Here is a 21,278-nt window from a genome sequence, read left to right as displayed (position 1 = left end):
ACTGGGGCCGGGGTTCCTTCAACTCTGCGCGCGCAGGTCCCGGCCTCAACCATTGCTTAACCCTGGCGACGTCCTGTACGAGTTCCGGAACAGATGACGAACGCGCAGATTCCCATGACCGCCCCGCTCCGCATTCTCGGCCTCGATCCCGGCCTGCGCCGCACGGGTTGGGGCGTGATCACGATGGAGGGCGCGCGGCTCGGCCATGTGGCCCATGGCGTTATCGCGCCGAAGGACAGCCTGCCGTTCTCCGAGCGCCTTCTGGTGCTGTTCGAGGGCATCGCCGAAGTGGTCGAACGCCATGCCCCGCACGAGGCCGCGGTCGAAGAGACCTTCATGAACAACAACGCCGCCTCGGCCCTGAAGCTCGGCCACGCCCGGGCCATGGCGATGATCGTGCCGGCTCGGGCCGGCCTGATGGTCGCCGAATACGCTGCGACCGTGGTCAAGAAGTCCGTGGTCGGCACCGGCGCAGCCGATAAGGACCAGGTCGGCTTCATGATCCGCCGCCTGCTGCCCACGGCCGGGGATACCACCGCCGACGCCGCCGACGCCCTGGCCGTGGCCATCGCCCACGCCCACCATCGCAAGCTCCGCCGCATCGGAGCCGCCGCATGATCGGGCGTCTGCGCGGACTGGTCGCCGAAGTCGGCGAGGAGGAGGCTCTGATCGACGTGGCCGGCGTCGGCTATGTGGTCCGCTGCGGCTCGCGCACCCTGGGCCATCTGCCGGCCCTCGGCGAAGAGATCGTCCTGCATGTCGAGAGCATGTGGTCGGAATCCCACGGCATGAAGCTCTACGGCTTCCTTGGCCGCGACGAGCGACGCTGCTTCGTGACCATGCTGACCATCCAGGGCGTCGGGCCCAAGGCGGCGCTGGCCGTGCTCGACGTGCTCGCGCCCCCGGATCTCGCCGCCGCCGTCGCCCGCGACGACAAGGCCGCACTCGGCCGCGCCAATGGGGTGGGCCCCAAGCTCGCGCTGCGCCTGATCACCGAGTTGAAGGACAAGCCGCTCAGCGACAGCCCGGTCGCCGCCTTCCACGCCCAGATCCACAGCGCCGCTGCGCCGCCGCTGCCGTCGGCTGTGGGCGAAGCGGTCGCCGCCCTGCTCGGCCTCGGCGTCGCCGAGGTCAACGCCCGCCGCGTCGTCGAGCAGGCCGCCCTGCGCCTGGGCGAGGACGCCGAAATCCCCGCCCTCATCAAAGCCGGCCTGCAGGAGCTGGGCCGGTGAGCGCGCCCTTCCATCTAGATGCTCCCCCGCTGGGGGAGCTGTCAGCCGAACGGCTGACTGAGGGGGACATTGACTCTTCCAGCCCCCTCCGTCCCGCGACTTCCGGCGCGATCCACCTCCCCCAAGAGGGGAGGATCTATCCATGACCCGCATCGTTTCGCCGGACGCCCAGCCGTTCGAAGCCGGGGTCGCCCACGACAAGGCCCTGCGCCCCCAGACTCTCGCCGAGTTCGTCGGCCAGGAGCAGGCCAAGGGCAATCTCAAGGTCTTCATCGAGGCGGCCAAGTCACGGTCCGAAGCGCTCGATCACGTGCTGCTGTTCGGCCCGCCGGGCCTGGGCAAGACCACCCTGGCCCAGATCGTCGCCCGCGAGCTGGGGGTCAATTTCCGCGCCACCTCCGGCCCGGTGCTGGCCAAGGCCGGCGACCTCGCCGCCATCCTCACCAACCTCGAGCCGCGCGACGTCCTGTTCATCGACGAGATCCACCGTCTGGCGGCCAACGTCGAGGAGATCCTCTATCCGGCCATGGAGGACCACGTCCTCGACCTGGTGATCGGCGAAGGACCGTCCGCCCGTTCGATCCGTATCGACCTGGCCCCGTTCACCCTGGTCGCGGCGACCACCCGGGCCGGGATGCTGGCCACCCCGCTGCGCGACCGCTTCGGCATCCCGCTGCGGCTGGAATTCTACACCCACGCTGAGCTCTCCAAGGTGCTGGCCGGTGCTGCCGCCAAGCTCGGGCTCGGCCTCTCGCCCGAGGGGGCCGCCGAGATCGCCGCCCGCTCGCGCGGCACGCCTCGCGTCGCCGGCCGGCTACTGCGCCGGGTGCGCGACTTCGCCGCCGCCGACGGCGTCGAGATCATCGACGCCAAGGCCGCCGCCCGCGCCCTGGCGCGGCTGGACGTCGACCAGGCCGGCCTGGACACGCTCGATCGCCGCTACCTGCAGGCCATGATCGACAACTATGGCGGCGGCCCGGTCGGCGTTGAGACCATCGCCTACGCCATCGCCGAATCCCGCGATGCGGTCGAGGACGTCATCGAGCCGTTCCTGATGCAGCAGGGCTTCATTCAGCGCACCCCGCGCGGCCGTGTCGCCTGCGCCAAGGCCTATGCGCACCTGGGCCTGACCCCGCCGCCGCAGCCTCCCGCCGCAGGCCAGCCGACCCTGTTCGACGAGTAGCCTTCAGCCGAGCGGCTGCAGCGCCACGTCGAGAAAGCGCTGCAGGGTCGGGGTCGCATCGTCGCGGCGCCAGACGACCCCGCTTTCGAGGTACGGCCCGTCGCCCGGCAGGCTCATATATCGCACCCCTGTCCGCGCCAGGTGGCGCAGCGAGGCCGGGACCAGCGCCACGCCGATCCCCGCCGACACCAGGCTGATGATGGTCTGCATCTGGATGGCTTCCTGCACGATCCGTGGGCCGCCGGTCAGGGTCCTGAGCGTCTCGATGACCAGATCGTAGAAGGCCGGCGTCGAGCGCCGCGGAAAGATCACCCCCGGCGCCCCGACCAGCGCGCCGGGCTCCAGCCGATCGCCGGTGTGCGGCAGGCGCCCATCCTCGACCCAGCTTTCCGGCACGGCGGCGATCAGCGGCTCGACCACCAGCCGGCGATAGCTGAGCGGCTCGGGCAGGACGGCATTCGCGGGCGGAATGATGATCCCGGCCTGGCCATGGCCGGCCAGCAGCGTGGCGATCTGCACGTCGCTGGTCGCCTCGCTGAGCGCGATCTCGACGTCCGGATAGAGCGCAGAATAGCGCCGAACCAGGGTCGGCAGGATGCTGTAGTCGGCGGTGCTGACGAACGACAGCTCGAGGCGGCCGGTCTCGCCGTCGCGCAGTTGGCGCGCGACCTCCGGCAGCCGGTCAACGCCCTCCAGCGCCGCGCGCACATGCACCAGCCATTGCTCGCCGAACGGGGTCAGCGCCACCTGCCGCTTGGTCCGCACGAACAGCGGCGCGCCAAGCTCGCGCTCGAGCGCCATGATCGACTGGCTGAGCGGCGGCTGGGTCATGCCGAGCTGCTCGGCCGCGCGGCCGAAATGCAGGGTCTCGGCCACTGCCCTGAAATGCCGAAGCTGACGCGTCTCCATGACTGATACTTTCAGCGACCTAATCAGGCCTTCTTAATATATTTCACTGCGGGACGGCCATCCGCTATCGCTGAGCGCAGACATCATCAGGGTGCCGTCATGCCGACCTATCGCTCCAGAACCACCACTCACGGCCGCAACATGGCCGGCGCTCGCGGCCTGTGGCGCGCCACAGGCATGAAGGATAGCGACTTCGGCAAGCCGATCATCGCCGTGGTCAACTCGTTCACCCAATTCGTGCCGGGCCACGTGCACCTGAAGGACCTCGGCCAGCTGGTCGCCCGCGAGATTGAGCGGGCCGGCGGCGTGGCCAAGGAATTCAACACCATCGCGGTGGACGACGGCATCGCCATGGGCCACGACGGCATGCTCTACAGCCTGCCCTCGCGCGAGCTGATCGCCGACAGCGTCGAGTACATGGTCAACGCCCACTGCGCCGACGCCATGGTCTGCATCTCCAACTGCGACAAGATCACGCCGGGCATGCTGATGGCCTCGCTGCGGGTCAACATCCCCACGGTGTTCGTCTCCGGCGGACCGATGGAAGCCGGCAAGGTGGTGATGAACGGCAAGGAGGTCGCCCTCGATCTCGTCGACGCCATGGTCGCCGCCGCCGACGACAAGATCTCCGACGAGGATGTCGCCACCATCGAGCGTTCGGCCTGCCCGACCTGCGGCTCCTGCTCGGGCATGTTCACCGCCAACTCGATGAACTGCCTGACCGAGGCGCTTGGTCTGTCGCTGCCCGGCAACGGCTCGGTGCTGGCGACCCACGCCGACCGCGAGCGCCTGTTCCTCGAAGCCGGCCACCTGATCGTCGACATCACCCGCCGCTACTACGAGCAGGACGACGCCTCGGTGCTGCCGCGCGCGGTCGCCTCGTTCAAGGCGTTCGAGAACGCCATGAGCCTCGACATCGCCATGGGCGGCTCGACCAACACCGTGCTGCACCTGTTGGCCGCCGCCCACGAGGCGGAGGTCGACTTCACCATGGCCGACATCGACCGCCTGTCGCGCAAAGTGCCCTGCCTCTCCAAGGTCGCGCCGGCCAAGGCGGACGTGCATATGGAGGACGTCCACCGCGCCGGCGGCATCATGGCCATCCTGGGTCAGCTCGACCGCGCCGGCCTGCTGCACACCGAGCTGCCCACGGTCCATTCCAAGTCCATGAGCGAGGCGCTGGAGCGCTGGGACATCAGCCGCACCAACAGCGAAGCGGTGCAAACCTTCTTCCGCGCCGCCCCTGGCGGCGTGCCGACCCAGACGGCGTTCAGCCAGGACCGCCGCTGGAAGGAACTCGACCTCGACCGCCAGAACGGCGTGATCCGCGAGGCCAAGCACGCCTTCTCGCAGGACGGCGGGCTTGCGGTGCTGTCGGGCAACATCGCTGAGGACGGCTGCATCGTGAAGACGGCCGGCGTCGACGAAGAGATCCTGAAGTTCACCGGCACGGCCCGGGTCTTCGAAAGCCAGGATGAGTCGGTCAGCGCCATCCTCACCGGCAAGATCGTCGCCGGCGACGTGGTGGTGATCCGCTACGAAGGTCCCAAGGGCGGCCCGGGCATGCAGGAGATGCTCTATCCGACCAGCTACCTAAAATCGAAGGGGCTGGGCAAAGCCTGCGCGCTGATCACCGACGGCCGCTTCTCCGGCGGCACCTCCGGCCTCTCCATCGGCCACGTCTCGCCCGAGGCGGCCGAAGGCGGGCTCATCGGCCTGGTCGAGGACGGCGACCGCATCGTCATCGACATTCCGGGGCGGACCATCCGGCTCGACGTCTCCGACGCCGTGCTGGCTGAGCGCCGCGCCGCCATGGAAGCCAAGGGCGCAGCCGCCTGGAAGCCGGCCGCACGCAAGCGCGCCGTCTCCCCGGCCCTGCGCGCCTATGCAGCCATGACCACCAACGCCGCCCGCGGCGCCGTGCGCGACGTTAGCCAGGTCGAGTAGCCAGGCACGGCGCGGCGCTGTTCAAGAGCGCGCCGCGCCCCTAAACCTTGGGGCCATGCAGACCCCGATCCCTACCGCTGGAATTATCGACGGGCGCGAGCACGTCCTGCCGGTCCGCGTCTATTACGAGGACACCGACTTCACCGGCGTGGTCTATCACGCCAACTACGTCCGCTATTTCGAGCGCGGACGGTCCGATTTCCTGCGCGTCGCCGGCGTACACCACGCCGAGCTGCTGGGCCGCGACGATCCCGCCGCCTTCGCGATCGTGCGCATGGAACTGGACTTCAAGCGCGCCGCCCGCATCGACGACGCCCTGGCCGTCCGCACCACCTACGACGCCGCCCGCGGCCCGCGGCTGTTCATCTCCCAGCGAATCACTCGCGGCGAGGAACTGATCTGCGCCGCCAAGGTCGAGGCCGCCTGCATTGACCTGCAGGGCCGCCCGCGCAAACCGCCGGCTGGCATGTTGGACACGTTGCGCCCGCTGTTCGCGTAAGGTTTCCGTAAAACCGCCTTCACCATTTCCGCGTTAGAAGCCGGTTAACCAGAACCGGCGGCCTTAAGTTCGCCACCGCGCGCGGCTTTGAAGTCGTGCGCCTTCAGTTTGTACGGAGCCCCAGGAGAGCATGGACCCCGCCGCGATCACCGCCGAGAGCTTCAGCTTCATCAACCTCTTCATCCGCGCCGACTGGGTGGTGAAGCTGGTGATGGTCGGATTGATCCTGGCCTCGGTCTGGTCCTGGACCGTGATCATCGAGAAGTCGCTTCGCCTGACCAAGCTGAACAAGGAGGCCAGCGCCTTCGAGAATGAGGTCTCTTCGGGCCGCTCGCTCGAGGACATCGCCGCCGACGCCGGCGAGCGTCCGACCCAGGCCCTGCCGCGCATGCTGCAGGGCGCGCTGAGGGAGTGGCGCGACGCGCGCTCGCGCGGCCTGACCTCAGAGAACCAGACCGCCTTCCTGATTCAGCGCATCGACCGCGCGCTCGACACCACCATCGCCCGCGAAAGCGCCCGAGTGGAAAACGGTCTCGGCTCGCTGGCCATCGTCGCCACCGCCTCGCCGTTCGTCGGCCTGTTCGGCACCGTCTGGGGGATCATGAAGGCCTTCCAGGCCATCGCCGTGGAGAAGTCGACCAATCTGGCCGTTGTCGCCCCTTCGATCGCCGAGGCGCTGTTCGCCACCGCCATCGGCCTGATCGCCGCCATCCCGGCCTATATCGCCTACAACAAGTTCTCTACGGACGCGGGCAAGTACGCCGGCCGCCTCGAGGGCTTCGCCGACGATCTCTCCACCGCGATCCAGCGCCGGCTGGCCGGGGGCTAGGGTATGGCGCTTTCCACCCACGACGCCTTCTCCGCCACCGGGGGTTCGCGCCGACGGCGCGGCCGCCGCTCGCGCGGGGCGCTGGCGGAGATCAACGTCACGCCGCTGGTCGACGTGATGCTGGTGCTGCTGATTATCTTCATGGTCTCCGCGCCGCTGCTGACCAGCGGCGTCGAGGTCGAACTGCCCAAGACCGAGGCGGCTGCGATGGAGGATCCTAAGGAGCCCCTGACCGTCTCGATCCGCCAGGACGGGTCGCTGTTCATCCAGGAGGACACCGTGCCGTTCTCCAGCCTCGCCCCGCGCCTGCGGGCCATGGCCGGCGACGACCAGAAGCGCCCGATCTATGTCCGCGCCGACGGCCGCGCCTCCTATGAGGCGGTTGCCCAGGTGATGGCGGCGCTGTCGAACTCCGGCTTCACCACCATCAACCTCATCACCGACACCGGCGGTCCCTCGTCGGGCGGCGAGCCTCGCTGAGGCGCCGATGGCTAGGGAGCGGTCCGAATTCTCTGGCGCGATGGTCGCCTCGGCGCTGTTGCATGTCGGGGTGATCGCCGCCGCCCTGATCTCATGGCCGTGGGGACGTCAATTGCCGCTCGGCTCGGCCGTTCCGATCAACATTGTCGCCAACGCGCCGGTGACCGACCTGGCGCCCGCCGAGCAGGGACCGGAAGAAGCTCTCGCCCAGACCGAGGAGCCGATCCCCGAAGCGCCCGCGCCGCCGGCTGCTCCCGCGCCCGCGCCGACGCCGCCAACCCCGACGCCGGTTCCCAAGCCTGCGGTCAAGCCAACGCCGGCTCCACCACCCAAGCCCGCGCCGGCCGCCAAGCCCGCTAAGCCGGCGTCCAAGCCGGCCGAGAAGAGCCTCGACCTCGACGCCCTGGCCGCCAGCGTCGCCAAGAGCGCCCAGCGCTCATCGGCGGCCAAAGGCCCCACGCGCCAGGCCACCGCCCAGGAGGCGCGTCCCGACCTCGGCTCAGGCCAGGCCGCGGCCGCCATCGCCGGGATGAGCGACGAGATCCAGAAGCGCTGGAACCCGAACTGCGAAGTCGAGGGCGCCCGCAACGTCCGGCTGAAGGTGTCGTTCACCCTCGGCGGCGGGGGCCAGGTGGTCGGCAAAGTCGACGCCCAAGGCGCCGAACACTCTCCCGATCCGGTTGTCAGGGCGGCCGCCGAGCGCGCGATCCGGGCGGTCTACGCCGCCGCGCCGTTCTCGCGGCTTCCACGCAATCTTTACGGCCAGCGTTTCGATTTGAATTTCAAGACCAGCGAGGCCTGCTCGTGACCAAGGAGACCCGCCCCATGCGCCTGAAGACCCTGGCCCTGGCCGTTGTGGCCGCGCTCCTCTCGGCGGCGGCGATCACGCCGCCGGCTCACGCCCAGATCGAGGTCGACATCAACCGCGGCGACATCAAGCCGCTCCCGATCGGCATCCCCGCTTTCGGCGGCCCGCAGGGCGCCGAGATCGCCCAGGTCATCACCGGCAACCTCGAACGCTCCGGCCTGTTCGCGCCGATCCCGCCGGCCGCCCACATCGAGAAGACCATGGACGTCAACGTCCAGCCGCGCTTCCCGGACTGGAAGGCGATCAACGCCCAGGCCCTGGTCAACGGCCAGGTGACGGTCGAGGGCGGCCGCCTGACCGTCGATTTCCGGCTCTGGGACATCTATTCCGAACAGCAGCTGCTCGGCCTGCAGTTCACCTCCACCCCCGACAACTGGCGGCGGGTCGCACACAAGATCTCCGACGCCGTCTACGAGCGGCTGACCGGCGAAAAGGGCTATTTCGACACCCGCGTGGTGTTCGTCTCCGAGAGCGGCGGTCGCCTGGACCGCAAGAAGCAGCTGGCGATCATGGATCAGGACGGCGCCAATCCGTCCTACCTGACCGACGGCTCCTACATCGTCATGACGCCCCGGTTCTCCTCCAACTCCCAGGAGATCACCTACATGGCCCTGCGGCCGGAGGGCTCGTCGATCTACCTGTTCAACCTTGAGAGCGGCCGCCGCGAGACCCTGGGCAGCTTCCCGGGCATGGTGTTCGCGCCGCGCTTCTCGCCCGACGGCGCCCGCGTGGCCTTCTCGGTGGAGCGCAGCGGCAACAGCGACATCTATGTGATGAACCTGCGCAGTCGCGCGACCACCAAGCTGACCTCCGAACCGTCGATCGAGACCTCGCCCTCGTTCTCACCGGACGGCGCGCAGATCGTCTACAACTCCGACCGCGGCGGCAGCGCCCAGATCTATGTGATGGACGCCGCCGGCGGCGGAAGCCGGCGCATCTCGTTCGGCGAGGGCCGCTACACCACCCCGGTGTGGAGCCCGACCGGCGACTACATCGCCTTCACCAAGCAGACCGGCGGCCAGTTCCACATCGGCATCATGCGTCCCGATGGTTCGGACGAGCGCATCCTGACCACCAGCTATCTCGACGAAGGCCCCACCTGGGCGCCCAACGGACGTGTGCTGATGTTCAGCCGTGAAACGCCTGGTGGAGCTCCGCGTTTGTGGACCGTGGACGTCACCGGCCGAATCGAACGCGCCGCACCCTATCCGGGCTCCGGAACCGACCCCGCCTGGTCACCACTTCTGAACTAGCAGTGTTGTCAGGTGCAATTTCCCCCTCACGCGGTCTTTTGAAATGTCCGGCTACGGCAAAGCCGGATAGAACGAAAGACTGGCTGTGGGGACCGCCGTCGTCGTAATTTCTAAATAGGAGAAGCCAACGTGCAGAGCTTCAGTACCAAGCACGCCCTTCGACTGGCCCTTGTCGCGGCCGCCGCCATCTCGGTCACCGCCTGCGCCTCAAAGCCAAAGCCGGGCCCCGTGCCGGAACCGACGCCTGCGCCGGCCCCTGCGCCTGCTCCGCAGCCGGCGCCCGCCCCGCCGCCCGCCACCTCGTCGATCATCCCGGGTTCGACCCAGGACTTCGCCCAGAACGTCGGCGACCGGGTCTTCTTCGACCTCGACAGCTACAGCGTCCGCGACGACGCGGCCCCTGTGCTCGACGCCCAGGCCGCCTGGCTGCAGCGTTACCCGAACGTCCAGATCCGCATCGAAGGCAACGCCGACGAACGCGGCACCCGCGAGTACAACCTCGCGCTGGGTTCGCGGCGCGCCAATTCGGTGCGCGAGCACCTGGTCTCGCGCGGGGTCTCGCCCTCGCGGGTCTCGACGGTGTCCTACGGCAAGGAGCGCCCGATCGACGCCGGCGCCAGCGACGAGTCCTACCAGCGCAACCGGAACGCCCACACGGCGCTGACCTCCGGCGCCCGCTAGGCCCGTCGCTTGAGTGTTGCGGGAGGGGGCCTTCGGGTCCCCTCTTTCATTTGCGCTCTACTCGGTTCGACTTCGAGCGCGAACAGCCCCAATTTGGCCGTCCAGGCCTGTAGATGATGACGCCCATGAAGCTTGCCGCACTGCCGCTCGCCCTCGCCCTCGTCGCCACGACCGCTGCCGCCCAGGTCCCCATGGACCCGCTGGACGCCCGCGACGCCAAGCGGCTCGACCGCATGGAACAGGTGATGCGTGAGCTCCGCGCCATCGTCTTCCAGGGCCGCGACTCCGGTAAGCCGGTGGTCGTCCAGCCCGCAGAGACCGACTACCAGCTGCAGGAGGTCGCGCGCCGGATCGCCGACCTCGAGCAGTCGATGACCCGCATGACCGGCGATTTGGAGACCGCCACCCGCGAGGCCCAGCTCGCCAAGCGCGACGCCGAGACGCTGCGCGCCGAGAACAGGGCGCTGAGCGACCGCGTCGCCAGCCTGGAGAGCCAGTCCCTGGCCGCCACCGTCGCCGCGCCCGAGGGCGGCCTCGTCGGCGGCCCGGCCCCGACCGCCGGCCTGCCGGCTGCCGAAGCCTTCGCCCAATCGCGCCAGGCGATGGTGGCGGGCGACTACGCCACCGCCGAGGCCGGCTTCCGCGACTTCGTCGACAATCACGGCGACAACGCCAAGGCGCCCGAGGCCCGCTACTGGCTCGGCAAGACCCTGACCGCCCGCGGCGCCCACGCCGACGCAGCCGGGTCCTACATCGCCGCCATCCGCGGCTGGCCGGCGACCAACTGGGCGCCCGACGCGGTGCTGGAGCTGTCGCGCTCGCTGATCGCCCTGAAGAAGCCGGCCGACGCCTGCCAGACCCTGGCGGAGTTGGCCAAGCGCTATCCCAAGGCCTCGACCACCGTGCAGACCCGCGCCGCCCAGGCCCGCACCCAGGCCAAGTGCGCGGCCTAGAGCCCACAGTCCACGCGGTCCTCGATCGGCGGCTCGCCCCGGCCGCCGCTGCGCCCATCGCCATCGGCCTGTCCGGCGGCGGCGACTCCCGCGCCCTGCTGCTGACCACCGAGAGCTGGGCTCGCGCCCACGGCCGGCGCCTGGTCGTGCTCACCGTCGACCACCGGCTAAATCCGCAGAGCAGCGCCTGGACCGCCGACTGCGCCGCCCTGGCCGCACGCCTTGGCCTGCCGTTCCAGGCGTTGGCCTGGGAGGGCGAGAAACCCGCAGCCGGCCTGCCCGCCGCTGCGCGCCTGGCCCGCCACCGCCTGCTGGCGAACGCCGCCCGGGCGCACGGCGCCTCGGTGATCCTGCTCGGTCATACGGCGGGCGACCTAGCCGAAGCCGCCGCCATGCGTCAGGCGGGCTCCACCACGCCCTCGCCTCGCGAATGGGCGCCTTCGCCAGTCTGGCCGGAGGGTCGCGGGCTCTTCCTGCTGCGCCCGATGCTGCACCTTTCCCGCCCGGATATCCGCGGCTGGCTCGCCGACCATGGCGAATCCTGGATCGATGATCCGTCCAATGACGATCTGCGCTTCGCCCGCGCCCGCGCCCGCGCGTCGGCTCCGCCGGACGCATCGCCCGCCCTAGGTGACGGCGATGATCTGGCCGCCCTGGCGCGGACCGCCGAAGTCGACGCGGCCGGCGTCATTTATCTGGGCCGCCAGGCGCCGCCCGAACGCTTCATCGCCATCGCCAGCCTCTGTGCGGCCGGAAGCAGCCGGCCGCCGCGCGCCGACCGCCTGGCCCGCGTCGCGGCCCTTCTTCAGGGCGGCGCGCCGCTGGTCGCCACTCTAGCCGGCGCACGGATCGAGGCCGACGCCGAGCAGGTGCGCTTCATGCGCGAACCCGGAGAGCTCGCCCGCACCGGCCTGCCGCCGCTTCACATCAAGCCCGGCGAGACCGCAGCCTGGGATGGGCGCTTCGAAATCGCCGCCGAGCGCGCCATGACCATCACGCCGCTCGCCGGTCACGCCGCAAGCCTGCCGCCCGATCAAGCCGCTGAAGTGCGCCATTTCCCGGTCAAGGCCCGCGCCGCCCTGCCGTTCGAAATTGGACAGGGTCTGGCCCCGCGGCGCGCCTTGGCGCGGCAGCGGCTGCTGGCCGCCTGCGGGGCGATCACCCGCGAGCTGGTCTAGCGACCGACCGCCGCCAGCACGTGCTCGACCCCGCGCACCACCGGGTCGGCGAACGCCTTGCCGAGCAGGTTGGCGTGGTTGGCGCCCTTCACATGCTCGACATAGCTGCGACGCGAGCCCTTGGCCGGCGCCGACTGCAGCGCCTTCAGGCCCGAGGCGGCCTTACGGTCGCCGGCCGTCACCACCGCCACCGGCAGGTCGGGATCGAACGCCCCGGCCTCACGGCCGATCGCCGCCGACCGCGGCCAGCTCTGCACCTCTTCCGCCGCCCAGCGGGTGTGCGCGGCCGAACCGTAGACTCGGCGCTTTTCCAGCCGCGCCTCGCCCTCCAGCCCGATCAGATCGCCGATCACCAGCGAGACCGGCCGCATAAAGCCCGCCGCGGCCCACGCCCCGACCAGCTTCATGGCGCTGCGATAGGCGTGGATGCCCCTCGCAGTAGCGCGTACGTCCATCATCTCCGGGGTCACCGCGTCGACCAGCACCACGCCCAGCACTCGCTCGCGGTTACGCGGCACGAAGGTCCGCGCCATCAGCCCGGCCATCGAGTGGCCGGTCCAGATCACCGCGCCCGTCTCCCCCAGCTCGGCCAGCAGCGCCTCCAGGTCAGCGGCGATGGCCCGCGCGTCCCGCGGCTTGGGACCCGGATCGGAATAGCCGAGGCCCGCGCGGTCATAGGCCAGGCTGCGCAGCCCCTTCGCCGCCAGTCGTTCCTGCACGACCGCCCAGTCGGCAGCGCAGCCGAAGGCGCCGCATTCCAGGACGATGAGCGGCAGTTCCGAATGCGGCCCAGCCTGCACGGCCCTGATCCGCCGTCCGCCGATATCCACCAGCCGGCCCCGAGAGGGGTGAAAGCGCTGGGCCGTCATCGCAGTACCTTGAGCATCCCGCCAATCTAGTAAAGGTTGCCCGCGAAACTAGGAGCGTGCGTCATGTTGCGGGTGATCTTGGGGGTGGTGTTGGGGATCATCGTCGCCATGCTCGTGATTTTGGCGGTCGAGGGCGTGGGCCACACGATCTTCCCGCCGCCGCCGGGCGTGAACCTGACGGACCCCGCGCAGGTCGCCACCGCCATGAGCAAGATCCCCGTTCAGGCCAAGATCGGCGTGCTGCTGGCCTGGTTCCTGGGCACGCTTGCCGGCGGCACGACCGCCAATCTGGTCGCCGGCCGCCGCGCCTGGTCGGGCCGCATCGTCAGCCTGCTGATCCTGGCCCTGGCGATCTTCAACATGACCACCATTCAGCACCCCGCCTGGATGGCGGCCAGCGTCGTGGCCGCTATCCTGTTCGGCGCTTTCGTCGCCGACCGGGCCTTCGGCAAGCCGCGCCTGCGCTAGACGATCAACAAGGAAGGGACTGGCCATGGCCGTCACCGAGACCCGTTTCCGCTATGCCGGCGCCGATGGAACCGGCTTGGCCGGCTTCCGCTGGAGCACTGGCGCCCCGGCCCGCGCTCTCCTGCAGCTCGCCCATGGCGCCGGGGAACACTCCGGCCGCTACCGTGAGCGTCTTGCCCCGCTGATGGACGCCGGCTTCGTGGTCTACGCCGCCGACCACCGCGGCCATGGCCTGACCTCCGGCATGTCCGGCCTAGGCGACTTCGGTCCCGGCGGGGCGCCCGCCTGCATCTCCGACATGGCCGAGCTCTCGAAGCTGGCCCGCGCCGAGAACCCCGGCCTGCCGCTCTTCCTGATGGGCCACTCGATGGGGGCGATCTTCTCCCAGGCCTACATGGCCGAGCACGCCGCCCTGATCGACGGCCTGGTGCTCTCGGGCACCACCGGCGCCGGCCCCCGCCGCCAGGGCGACGCCAACAGCGCGTTCCCCAATCCGCGCACCGCCTATGACTGGCTGAGCCGCGACCCGGCCGAGGTGGACGTCTACGTCGCCGACCCCTTCTGCGGCATTCGTTTCAACGACGCCTCGCAGGCCTCGTTCTACGGCCTCGCCGGACGGGCCCTGCCAGGGCCGCTGCCCTCCAACCTGAAGCCCGGCTTTCCGGTCTACGTGTTCGTGGGCGATCAGGATCCGATCAACAATGGCCTGGCCGCCCTCGCCCCGCTGATCGAGACCTATCGGACCGGCGGCCTGCAGGTGACCGACAAGGTCTATTCGGGCGGCCGCCACGAGATGCTCAACGAGACCAACCGCGACGAGGTGGTCGCCGACCTGCTGGCCTGGCTGCAGGCGCGACTGGGCTAGCCCGCCACCGCCAGGGTCGCGTAGGGCCGCGGCCCGGTTTCGGTCTTGGTCGCGGACTTCGCCGCCTTGCCGCGCTTGCCGGCCGGGGCGTTCGAGGCTTGCGCCACCCGCACCTTCTTGGAGTAGAAGGCCGCGGTCTTCAGCGGCAGGTCCTGGGCCGTCTCAAATTCGTGGCCGATGAAGGCCACCGGGTTCAGCGGCCGCTCGCCGCGGCGGATCTCGAAGTGCAGGTGAGGGCCGGTCGAGGTGCCGCTGGAGCCGATCCGCCCGATCGGCGTCCCGGCGGTGACGGCCACGCCGGCCCGAGCGCCGCGTTCGACCCGGCCAAGGTGGGCGTAGAAGCTGGTCAGGCCGTTCTCGTGGCGCACCTCGACGAACCGGCCATAGGAGGCGCTGTTTCCGGCCTGGGTGATGACGCCGTCCTCGACCGCCAGAACCTTGGTGCCTGACGGCGCGGCGATGTCGACGCCCTCGTGCAGCCGGCCATGGTTCTCCCACGGCATGCGGCGCAGGCCGAACGGCGAATTGACCTCATGGCCCGGCACCGGCTCGCCGAACACATATTCGGGTTCCGGCTCGGGCGGCGGCGGCGGTTCGGCTGCGACCGGGGCCGGCACATAGGCGCGCTCAGGTTTGGCCGGCGAGATCACGGTGGTCGCATAGGCGGCGGTGACGACACTCATGGTCATGACCGTGGCGATCAGGCCTTCAACCCAGAAATGCCGCATGCCGCTATGGGCGGCCTGAGTGATCGAATTCAAGCAAAGACCTCTTTCAGTACAGCCGAGCTCTACTGCTGATCGCTAGAGGTTATGCGATCGAGCTGCGGCGACGCCCCGACCTGCGGGGAAGCTATTGAGCGCTGTTCTAGACCAAAAATTGTCATCGAGAACCATGATATGTTGCGCACATTGTCGCGCACATGGAACCATCGCCGTCCTGATCTTCGAAAATCTGGCGCTACCTTGACTATATTGTCCGGACAGTCGCGGGCGGATTTGCAGGCACAAAAAGGGCGCGGCGGTTCCCCGCGCGCGCCCTCGTTGCGTCTTGGCTGATCAGGCGATCAGAGGCCCTTGAGGATGCCCTCGACCATCTTCTTGGCGTCGCCAAACAGCATCATCGTGTTGTCGCGGAAGAACAGCTCGTTCTCGACCCCGGCATAGCCCGAGGACATGCCGCGCTTCACGAATAGCACGGTGCGGGCCTTCTCGACGTCGAGGATCGGCATCCCGTAGATCGCCGAGGTCGGGTCGGTCTTGGCCGCCGGGTTGGTGACGTCGTTGGCGCCAATCACGAAGGCGACGTCGGCGGTGGAGAACTCCGAGTTGATGTCCTCCAGCTCGAACACCTCGTCATAGGGGACGTTGGCTTCGGCCAGCAGCACGTTCATGTGGCCCGGCATCCGCCCGGCGACCGGGTGAATGGCGTACTTCACCTCGACGCCCTCATCCTTCAGGACGTCGCCCATTTCGCGCAGGGCGTGCTGCGCCTGGGAGACGGCCATGCCGTAGCCCGGGACAATGATCACCTTGCTGGCGTTCTTCATGATGAAGGCCGCGTCTTCGGCGCTGCCCTGCTTGACCGGACGGGTTTCGGCCTTGCCGCCGCCGGCCGCCGCCGCGCTGTCGTCGGCCCCGAAGCCGCCGAGGATCACCGAGACGAAGCTGCGGTTCATCCCCTTGCACATGATGTAGCTGAGGATCGCTCCGGACGAACCGACCAGGGCTCCGGTGATGATCAGGGTGACATTCTCGAGCGTGAAGCCCAGCGCCGCCGCCGCCCAGCCGGAATAGCTGTTCAGCATCGACACCACGACGGGCATGTCGGCCCCGCCGATCGGAATGATCAGCGTGACGCCGATCAGCAGGCTGAGCGCGAAGATCGCCCAGAACGCCCACAGCGCCTGACCGCCGCTCACCACCAGCACCACGATCAGGCCGACAATGGCCAGGGCGATGACGATGTTCAGCAGGTGGCGGGCCGGCAGCAGGATCGGCGCGCCGGACATGTTGCCGTTCAGCTTGGCGAAGGCGATCACCGAGCCGGTGAAGGTGACGGCGCCGATGGCCAGGCCCAGGCTCAGCTCGATCAGCGAGTTGAGGTGCACCAGGCCGTCTTCGCCGACGATGCCGTAGGCGGCCGGCGTGTGGATGGCGGCGACCGCCACCAGGCAGGCGGCCATGCCGACCAGGCTGTGGAAGGCGGCGACCAGCTGCGGCATCGAGGTCATCGCGACCTTGCGGGCGATCACCGCGCCGACCGCGCCGCCGATGGCGACGCCGCCGAGGATCAGGCCCAGCGTTAGCGCGTCGAGCTTGCCCTGGCTGAGCAGGGTCAGCAGCGCGGTGCCGACGGCGATGGCCATGCCGATCATGCCATTGCGGTTGCCCGCCTGGCTGGTGGTCGGGCTGGACAGGCCGCGCAGGGCCAGGATGAAGAGGACGCCCGAGACGATATAGGCGATGGCGGCGAGATTAGCGTTCATGTCCCCCCGCTCCCCTTACTTCTGCTTCTTTTTGTACATGGCGAGCATGCGCTGGGTGACCAGGAAGCCGCCGAAGATGTTGACCGCCGCGAAGGCCGCGGCGACGGCCCCGGCCCCCTTGGAGATCAGCACGTTCTTGGTCAGCTCCCCGTCCGCGCCGCTGGCCGCGGCGGCCAGCAGGGCGCCGACGATGATCACCGAGGAGATGGCGTTGGTGACGGCCATCAGCGGGGTGTGCAGGGCGGGCGTCACGCTCCAGACGACGTAGTAGCCCACGAAGATCGCCAGGACGAAGATCGCCAGGCGGAAGACAGTAGGATCGACGGCTTCCATGGTTTCTCCAGCGATCAGGCGGTCAGCGACGGGTGCACGACGGCGCCGCCCTTGGTGACGAGCGAGGCCTTCAGGATCTCGTCCTCGTAGTCGGGAGCGAACTTGCCCTCCTTGTCGAGGAACAGGCCGGCGAAGGCGAACAGGTTGCGGGCGTAGAGCGCCGAAGCGTCCGTGGCGATGCGGCCCGGCAGGTTGGGCGCGCCGAGAATCTTGGCCCCGTTAGCGGTGACCACGGTCTCGCCGAGCTTGGCGCCGACGACATTGCCGCCCTGCTCGATGGCCAGGTCGACCAGCACCGAGCCGGCCCGCATCGAAGCGACCTGTTCGGCGCTGACCAGCTTGGGCGCCGGGCGGCCGGGGATCAGGGCGGTGGTGATGACGATGTCCTGCTTGGCGATGTGGCTGGTGACCAGTTCGGCCTGCTTGGCCTGGTACTCGGCGCTCATCTCCTTGGCATAGCCGCCTGCGGTCTGGGCGTTCTTGAACTCCTCGTCCTCGACCGCCAGGAACTTGGCGCCCAGGCTCTCGACCTGCTCCTTGGTGGCGGGGCGCACGTCGGTGGCGGTGACCACCGCGCCCAGGCGCCGCGCCGTGGCGATCGCCTGCAGGCCGGCGACGCCAACGCCCATCACGAACACCTTGGCGGCGGCGACCGTGCCGGCCGCGGTCATCATCATCGGCAGGGCCCGGCCATAGGCCTCGGCGCCTTCGATGACCGCGCGATAGCCGGCCAGGTTGGCTTGCGAGGACAGCACGTCCATCACCTGCGCGCGGGTGATCCGCGGCACGAACTCCATGGCGAAGGCGGTCGCGCCCTTGGCGGCCAGCGCCTGCAGCGCGTCCTTGTCGACATAGGGGTTAAGCGTGGCCGCGACGATGGCGCCCGACTTTAGCGCGGCGATCTCCTCGTCGACCGGGCTGCGCACCTTGAACAGCACGTCGGCCTTGCCGATGGCGTCCTTCGCGGTCTTGGCGAGCGTCGCGCCAGCGGCTTCATAGTCGGCGTCGGGATAGAAGGCGGCGGCCCCGGCTCCAGCTTCCACGATGACGGAGAAGCCGGCTCCTATGAGCTTCTTCACCGTCTCGGGGGTCGCAGCCACGCGAGTCTCCCCGGCGCGGCGTTCCTTGGTGACGGCGATGACAGTCATGCGCGCGTAGCTCCCCCTTCCTCTACTGGTCTTGGGCGGACCATAGGGGCCGCCGCGATCCATTGTCCAGCGACGGACCCGTGTCATTCAAACATTTGTTTGAACGCTGTTGCACGCCTGCGTCGGGTTTGGTCGACCCGCCGTCGGTCCCGGTCGAAGCGCCGTTCGCTCCGGTCGAACGATTGCTGACCCGCAACCTCTTCCGCGCCACCGGTCCGCCGCTCAATTCAGAAAAAGTCGGTGACCTGTGAAAAGAACTGCGCTCGTCCTCACCGCGGCCCTCGCCGCCGCTTCCGCCGCCGCGGCCGCGCCGGCCAACGCCGAGCAGAGCGCCGCTTCCGCCGCCGCCAAGGGCAAGGTCGCCCCGCTCAGCGTCCAGGTGATCGGCGCCCTGCCGCCCGCCGAAGTGAAGGCCTTTACCGCCAAGGCCGGCGCCATCGTCGAAAAGGTGCTGGCCACGCCGACGCTCCAGCAGCCGCACGGCTTCTCGATCACCCGCTCGCTGACCATCGACAGCCAGCCATCCGAACTGCCGCAGTCGAACCCGTTCATCGGCCGCGCCACCCTGATCCCGCAAATGCTGGACCTCGAGGCCGGAACCAGGCCGGACGCAAACGGCGCCTATATGGGCCGCCTGGAGGGGCCGACCTTCCAGATCCGGTTCAACAACCTCACCGCGCTCTACGCCAACAACGACGGCGGCGGCATGGATGAGTCCCGCTACCTGCCGACGATGACCCTCAACGCACAGGGCTTCCCGGTCTTCCGGGTCGGCGTTCGCGACGTGATCCTGGTCACCAAGCCCGGCCGCAAGCCGTTCGTCTACGTCACCAAGGCCGAGCATCTGCAGCGGCTGGCCAAGGAGGTCCAGGACCCGCAGATCGCCGCCGACCTCGCCGCTCTGACGCCGGCCGAGCGCGCCGCCCCAGCCTGCGACAGCTCTCGCCTTCGGGTGCGCTTCGGCGACTGCTCAAAGAGCGACGCCACCTACTTTGTCCGCCTGAACACGGACTATTTCGACAAGGGCGCGCGCAAGGGGGCGATCCAGCTGGTGGCGATCTCGACCCCGGTCCCCGGCGGTCACGGCCACAAGATTCTTGAGCCCAAGCTCAAGGCCGCGGCCGGGGAGCTCGACCTGAAGTCCATCCAGGCGATGCTGGACTAACGCCCAGCAAAAAGGGCGGGGCCGTCGCGGCGCCCGCCCTTTTCAATCTCTTGCGAGAGCTTAGTGCTCTTCGTCGCCGTGCTCGCGCAGCACGAAGAAGCCGCCGACCGCAACGATGACGCCGACGCCGAGGCTGCCGAGGAAGCTGGTCTGGGTGCAGAAGGCCAGCACCAGGAAGATCAGCAGCGCCGCCAGGGCCAGCGAGCCCCACTTCGCCATCATGACGAACAGGTGGTAGGTCGCCGTCTGCTCGTGCACGTCCATGTCGCCGCGGTGATATTCGGAAGCCATGGCCTAGGCGTCTCTCTCTCAAGGAAAATTCGGTCGCCGCCGGACTACACGAACCGCAGCCGGGCGCCAAGGGCCAGCTAGCGCGGCCACACCTTCAGCAGCGAACGCAGCGCCGCCACCAGGGCCAGCGGCTGGTCGACCATGATGTGGTGGGCCGAATCGGGGATGGCGATCTCCAGGATGTCGTCGGGCAGCGGGGTCTGCTGGCCCTCGGTCTTCCGGGTCATGATCACCGAGCGGTCGCCGAAGATGTGGGCCAGCGGCACGTCCACCTTCGGCTTGCCGCCGACCATCATGTTGTTCATGGCCGTGCGGTCGAGCTTGTTCCACATGTTCGGGTCGAACCGCCAGGCCCAGCCCTCGCCCGAACCGTCCTCCAACGGCGCGCGCTTCAGCGACCGGCGGGCGATGAAGTCGGCTACAAACAGGTTTCCCGCCACCTGCGGCGGCATGAAGCGGAACCGGGCCAGCGCCGCGGCGATGGTCGGATAGACCTTCTGGGCGCGATCGGTCGTCGGGATGTTGGAGACCCGCTTGGCCTGCTCCTCCATCATCCGCTTGCCCTCGGGGCTGTGCGGCGGCGGGCCGCCAAAGCCCACGTCGACCATGATCGCGGCCTTCATCCGCTCGGGATGCGCGGCGGCGGCGAAGAACACCTGCGAGCCGCCGAACGAGTGGCCGACATAGACCGGCAGCCCGGCCTCATAGAGCCCCGCGGCCCGCGCGCAGGCCTCGGCGTCTTCGGCGAAGTCCTGGAAGGCGTAGGTCTCGCGCCAGTCCGACGCGCCCATGCCGGCCAGCGACATCGAGGCGACGCGGTAGTCGCTCGCCAGATACGGCGCGATGAAGCTCCACCAGTCGGCGTGCGCCGAGTTGCCGTGCACCAGCAGCAGGCCGGGCTTGCCGACCTCGCCCCAGGTCAGCAGCTCGATCTTGCTGCCCTTGGAGGTGACGAAGCTGCGCTCCGGCTCCTGGGCGATGGCGTCGAGGAACCACTGCGGCGCGTCGGGCTCACGCCCGCGGAACGGCAGCAGCGGCGCCTGGACTTCCGGCGGCAGGCTGCCCGGCGCGCTGGGGACCGGACGGTCGTCGTCATAATAGCCGACCGGCGCGCCTTCCTTGATCGCTGGATCCATCGCCATGGTTTTACGCCCCTCGTGCTTCCCGCTCGCCCGGCTTGCGCGAGATGGAGCGGATACCCTTGTAGACGCCCGTGCCGGTGATCAGGGTGCGCTCGCCGCACCAGATCCGGCCGCGGACGGTGAACACATCGTCCTGTTCGGCGATGATCTCGCTGGCTCCCTCGATCCATTCGCCCATGTGGGCGCCGGAGAGGAAGTCGGTGGTCAGCCGCACCGTCACCCAGCCGATCTCGCGCTGGTTGGAGATCACCCGTCCCCAGGCCATGTCGGCGAAGCTCATCAGCATGCCGCCGTGGCAGTTGTTCATGCCGTTGGCGTGGTGCTCCTCGACCCGGAACGCCATGGTCTCCACGTTCGTGGCCGTATCCCGTTTGGAATAGAACGGCCCGACCGTGCGGCCGAAGCCGCGCTGCCAAAGATTGATTACATAGCCGTCGGGAACGACAGCGGCCTGGACTTCGGTCAGATCATCGGACATCGCCCGATGCTGATGAACG

At 69.1% G+C, this 21,278-nt stretch carries 24 protein-coding genes; 15 read left to right on the top strand and 9 right to left on the bottom strand.

Features of this window, described 5'->3' with window-relative positions:
- Positions 1–114 precede the first annotated feature (114 nt).
- The 3 genes from ruvC (at position 115) to ruvB (ending at position 2,415) form a co-directional block, all read left to right on the top strand.
- Positions 115–618 (top strand): crossover junction endodeoxyribonuclease RuvC, encoded by a 504-nt coding sequence (gene ruvC, locus AC1DQJ_RS10355; RefSeq protein ID WP_477602891.1) that lies wholly within the window; start codon positions 115–117, stop codon positions 616–618.
- On the top strand, positions 615–1,232 hold the full coding sequence (gene ruvA / locus AC1DQJ_RS10350) for a Holliday junction branch migration protein RuvA (RefSeq protein WP_477602889.1): 618 nt from the start codon (positions 615–617) through the stop codon (positions 1,230–1,232). The genes ruvC and ruvA overlap by 4 nt, the downstream gene beginning before the upstream one ends.
- Before the next feature lie 142 nt (positions 1,233–1,374).
- Entirely contained in the window at positions 1,375–2,415 is a 1,041-nt protein-coding gene (gene ruvB / locus AC1DQJ_RS10345) for a Holliday junction branch migration DNA helicase RuvB (RefSeq protein WP_477602887.1), read from the top strand.
- 3 nt (positions 2,416–2,418) lie between these two features.
- Here the strand turns inward: ruvB and AC1DQJ_RS10340 are convergent, their stop codons facing one another.
- Complete coding sequence (locus tag AC1DQJ_RS10340; protein ID WP_477602885.1) at positions 2,419–3,324, bottom strand: LysR substrate-binding domain-containing protein; 906 nt, start codon at positions 3,322–3,324, stop codon at positions 2,419–2,421.
- A 99-nt stretch (positions 3,325–3,423) separates the two neighbouring features.
- Here AC1DQJ_RS10340 and ilvD point away from each other — a divergent pair, with 99 nt between their 5' ends.
- The 9 genes from ilvD (at position 3,424) to tilS (ending at position 12,012) form a co-directional block, all read left to right on the top strand.
- Positions 3,424–5,271 carry a dihydroxy-acid dehydratase gene (gene ilvD, locus AC1DQJ_RS10335; RefSeq protein WP_477602883.1) on the top strand — a complete coding sequence of 616 codons (1,848 nt, stop codon included), beginning with the start codon at positions 3,424–3,426 and terminating at the stop codon, positions 5,269–5,271.
- Positions 5,272–5,326: 55 nt separating this feature from the next.
- A complete protein-coding gene (gene ybgC, locus AC1DQJ_RS10330; RefSeq protein ID WP_477602881.1) occupies positions 5,327–5,770 on the top strand; it encodes a tol-pal system-associated acyl-CoA thioesterase in 444 nt (147 codons plus the stop codon).
- 130 nt (positions 5,771–5,900) lie between these two features.
- Positions 5,901–6,599, top strand: coding sequence for a protein TolQ (tolQ, locus tag AC1DQJ_RS10325; protein WP_477602879.1), 699 nt, complete (start codon positions 5,901–5,903; stop codon positions 6,597–6,599).
- Between the two features lie 3 nt (positions 6,600–6,602).
- Positions 6,603–7,079: a protein TolR gene (gene tolR / locus AC1DQJ_RS10320; RefSeq protein WP_477602877.1), complete on the top strand. Its 477-nt coding sequence runs from the start codon at positions 6,603–6,605 to the stop codon at positions 7,077–7,079.
- 7 nt (positions 7,080–7,086) lie between these two features.
- Positions 7,087–7,887, top strand: a complete 801-nt coding sequence (locus AC1DQJ_RS10315; protein WP_477602875.1) for an energy transducer TonB — start codon at positions 7,087–7,089, stop codon at positions 7,885–7,887.
- A 17-nt stretch (positions 7,888–7,904) separates the two neighbouring features.
- Positions 7,905–9,200 (top strand): Tol-Pal system beta propeller repeat protein TolB, encoded by a 1,296-nt coding sequence (gene tolB, locus AC1DQJ_RS10310; protein ID WP_477602873.1) that lies wholly within the window; start codon positions 7,905–7,907, stop codon positions 9,198–9,200.
- Positions 9,201–9,329: 129 nt separating this feature from the next.
- Positions 9,330–9,881: a peptidoglycan-associated lipoprotein Pal gene (gene pal / locus AC1DQJ_RS10305; RefSeq protein ID WP_477602871.1), complete on the top strand. Its 552-nt coding sequence runs from the start codon at positions 9,330–9,332 to the stop codon at positions 9,879–9,881.
- A gap of 125 nt (positions 9,882–10,006) precedes the next feature.
- Positions 10,007–10,834: a tol-pal system protein YbgF gene (ybgF, locus tag AC1DQJ_RS10300; RefSeq protein ID WP_477602869.1), complete on the top strand. Its 828-nt coding sequence runs from the start codon at positions 10,007–10,009 to the stop codon at positions 10,832–10,834.
- A complete protein-coding gene (gene tilS / locus AC1DQJ_RS10295; RefSeq protein WP_477602867.1) occupies positions 10,822–12,012 on the top strand; it encodes a tRNA lysidine(34) synthetase TilS in 1,191 nt (396 codons plus the stop codon). Before ybgF ends, tilS begins: the two co-directional genes overlap by 13 nt.
- On the opposite strand, the gene AC1DQJ_RS10290 is transcribed toward tilS, so the two are convergent.
- Complete coding sequence (locus AC1DQJ_RS10290) at positions 12,009–12,842, bottom strand: alpha/beta fold hydrolase (protein WP_477602865.1); 834 nt, start codon at positions 12,840–12,842, stop codon at positions 12,009–12,011. The genes tilS and AC1DQJ_RS10290 overlap by 4 nt on opposite strands.
- A gap of 102 nt (positions 12,843–12,944) precedes the next feature.
- Here AC1DQJ_RS10290 and AC1DQJ_RS10285 point away from each other — a divergent pair, with 102 nt between their 5' ends.
- Together AC1DQJ_RS10285 and AC1DQJ_RS10280 are read left to right on the top strand one after the other, a co-directional pair.
- Complete coding sequence (locus tag AC1DQJ_RS10285; RefSeq protein WP_477602863.1) at positions 12,945–13,349, top strand: hypothetical protein; 405 nt, start codon at positions 12,945–12,947, stop codon at positions 13,347–13,349.
- Between the two features lie 25 nt (positions 13,350–13,374).
- Positions 13,375–14,214 carry an alpha/beta hydrolase gene (locus AC1DQJ_RS10280; protein ID WP_477602861.1) on the top strand — a complete coding sequence of 280 codons (840 nt, stop codon included), beginning with the start codon at positions 13,375–13,377 and terminating at the stop codon, positions 14,212–14,214.
- On the opposite strand, the gene AC1DQJ_RS10275 is transcribed toward AC1DQJ_RS10280, so the two are convergent.
- From AC1DQJ_RS10275 to AC1DQJ_RS10260, 4 genes are all read right to left on the bottom strand, one after another.
- The gene (locus AC1DQJ_RS10275) at positions 14,211–14,975 is read right to left on the bottom strand and encodes a M23 family metallopeptidase (protein WP_477602859.1); all 765 of its coding nucleotides are present in this window, start codon (positions 14,973–14,975) and stop codon (positions 14,211–14,213) included. The genes AC1DQJ_RS10280 and AC1DQJ_RS10275 overlap by 4 nt on opposite strands.
- A gap of 305 nt (positions 14,976–15,280) precedes the next feature.
- Positions 15,281–16,702, bottom strand: a complete 1,422-nt coding sequence (locus AC1DQJ_RS10270) for an NAD(P)(+) transhydrogenase (Re/Si-specific) subunit beta (RefSeq protein WP_477602857.1) — start codon at positions 16,700–16,702, stop codon at positions 15,281–15,283.
- Positions 16,703–16,717: 15 nt separating this feature from the next.
- Positions 16,718–17,035: a proton-translocating transhydrogenase family protein gene (locus tag AC1DQJ_RS10265; RefSeq protein ID WP_477602856.1), complete on the bottom strand. Its 318-nt coding sequence runs from the start codon at positions 17,033–17,035 to the stop codon at positions 16,718–16,720.
- A gap of 14 nt (positions 17,036–17,049) precedes the next feature.
- Entirely contained in the window at positions 17,050–18,183 is a 1,134-nt protein-coding gene (locus tag AC1DQJ_RS10260; protein ID WP_477602854.1) for a Re/Si-specific NAD(P)(+) transhydrogenase subunit alpha, read from the bottom strand.
- A 247-nt stretch (positions 18,184–18,430) separates the two neighbouring features.
- Here AC1DQJ_RS10260 and AC1DQJ_RS10255 point away from each other — a divergent pair, with 247 nt between their 5' ends.
- Positions 18,431–19,348, top strand: coding sequence for a hypothetical protein (locus tag AC1DQJ_RS10255; protein ID WP_477602852.1), 918 nt, complete (start codon positions 18,431–18,433; stop codon positions 19,346–19,348).
- A 60-nt stretch (positions 19,349–19,408) separates the two neighbouring features.
- Here AC1DQJ_RS10255 and AC1DQJ_RS10250 read toward each other — a convergent pair whose 3' ends face one another.
- From AC1DQJ_RS10250 to AC1DQJ_RS10240, 3 genes are all read right to left on the bottom strand, one after another.
- Positions 19,409–19,639, bottom strand: coding sequence for an aa3-type cytochrome c oxidase subunit IV (locus AC1DQJ_RS10250; RefSeq protein WP_477602850.1), 231 nt, complete (start codon positions 19,637–19,639; stop codon positions 19,409–19,411).
- A gap of 77 nt (positions 19,640–19,716) precedes the next feature.
- Positions 19,717–20,781, bottom strand: a complete 1,065-nt coding sequence (locus AC1DQJ_RS10245) for an alpha/beta fold hydrolase (protein ID WP_477602849.1) — start codon at positions 20,779–20,781, stop codon at positions 19,717–19,719.
- 4 nt (positions 20,782–20,785) lie between these two features.
- On the bottom strand, positions 20,786–21,259 hold the full coding sequence (locus tag AC1DQJ_RS10240; protein ID WP_477602847.1) for a PaaI family thioesterase: 474 nt from the start codon (positions 21,257–21,259) through the stop codon (positions 20,786–20,788).
- Between the last annotated feature and the right edge of the window lie 19 nt (positions 21,260–21,278).

This window comes from Phenylobacterium sp. P4_E10 (assembly GCF_056401675.1).
The sequence above is the reverse complement of the archived record's forward strand: the minus strand, read 5'-3'. Positions and strand labels throughout refer to the sequence as shown.

Coding starts and splice junctions, on each gene's coding strand:
- ilvD (WP_477602883.1), top strand. CDS start 3,424: ATGCCGACCTATCGCTCCAGAACCACCACTCACGGCCGCAACATGGCC.
- AC1DQJ_RS10280 (WP_477602861.1), top strand. CDS start 13,375: ATGGCCGTCACCGAGACCCGTTTCCGCTATGCCGGCGCCGATGGAACC.
- tolR (WP_477602877.1), top strand. CDS start 6,603: ATGGCGCTTTCCACCCACGACGCCTTCTCCGCCACCGGGGGTTCGCGC.
- ruvB (WP_477602887.1), top strand. CDS start 1,375: ATGACCCGCATCGTTTCGCCGGACGCCCAGCCGTTCGAAGCCGGGGTC.
- AC1DQJ_RS10240 (WP_477602847.1), bottom strand. CDS start 21,259: ATGTCCGATGATCTGACCGAAGTCCAGGCCGCTGTCGTTCCCGACGGC.
- AC1DQJ_RS10250 (WP_477602850.1), bottom strand. CDS start 19,639: ATGGCTTCCGAATATCACCGCGGCGACATGGACGTGCACGAGCAGACG.
- ybgF (WP_477602869.1), top strand. CDS start 10,007: ATGAAGCTTGCCGCACTGCCGCTCGCCCTCGCCCTCGTCGCCACGACC.
- AC1DQJ_RS10315 (WP_477602875.1), top strand. CDS start 7,087: ATGGCTAGGGAGCGGTCCGAATTCTCTGGCGCGATGGTCGCCTCGGCG.
- ruvA (WP_477602889.1), top strand. CDS start 615: ATGATCGGGCGTCTGCGCGGACTGGTCGCCGAAGTCGGCGAGGAGGAG.
- AC1DQJ_RS10260 (WP_477602854.1), bottom strand. CDS start 18,183: ATGACTGTCATCGCCGTCACCAAGGAACGCCGCGCCGGGGAGACTCGC.
- ruvC (WP_477602891.1), top strand. CDS start 115: ATGACCGCCCCGCTCCGCATTCTCGGCCTCGATCCCGGCCTGCGCCGC.
- AC1DQJ_RS10340 (WP_477602885.1), bottom strand. CDS start 3,324: ATGGAGACGCGTCAGCTTCGGCATTTCAGGGCAGTGGCCGAGACCCTG.
- AC1DQJ_RS10270 (WP_477602857.1), bottom strand. CDS start 16,702: ATGAACGCTAATCTCGCCGCCATCGCCTATATCGTCTCGGGCGTCCTC.
- ybgC (WP_477602881.1), top strand. CDS start 5,327: ATGCAGACCCCGATCCCTACCGCTGGAATTATCGACGGGCGCGAGCAC.
- tolQ (WP_477602879.1), top strand. CDS start 5,901: ATGGACCCCGCCGCGATCACCGCCGAGAGCTTCAGCTTCATCAACCTC.
- AC1DQJ_RS10285 (WP_477602863.1), top strand. CDS start 12,945: ATGTTGCGGGTGATCTTGGGGGTGGTGTTGGGGATCATCGTCGCCATG.
- AC1DQJ_RS10245 (WP_477602849.1), bottom strand. CDS start 20,781: ATGGCGATGGATCCAGCGATCAAGGAAGGCGCGCCGGTCGGCTATTAT.
- AC1DQJ_RS10265 (WP_477602856.1), bottom strand. CDS start 17,035: ATGGAAGCCGTCGATCCTACTGTCTTCCGCCTGGCGATCTTCGTCCTG.
- tolB (WP_477602873.1), top strand. CDS start 7,905: ATGCGCCTGAAGACCCTGGCCCTGGCCGTTGTGGCCGCGCTCCTCTCG.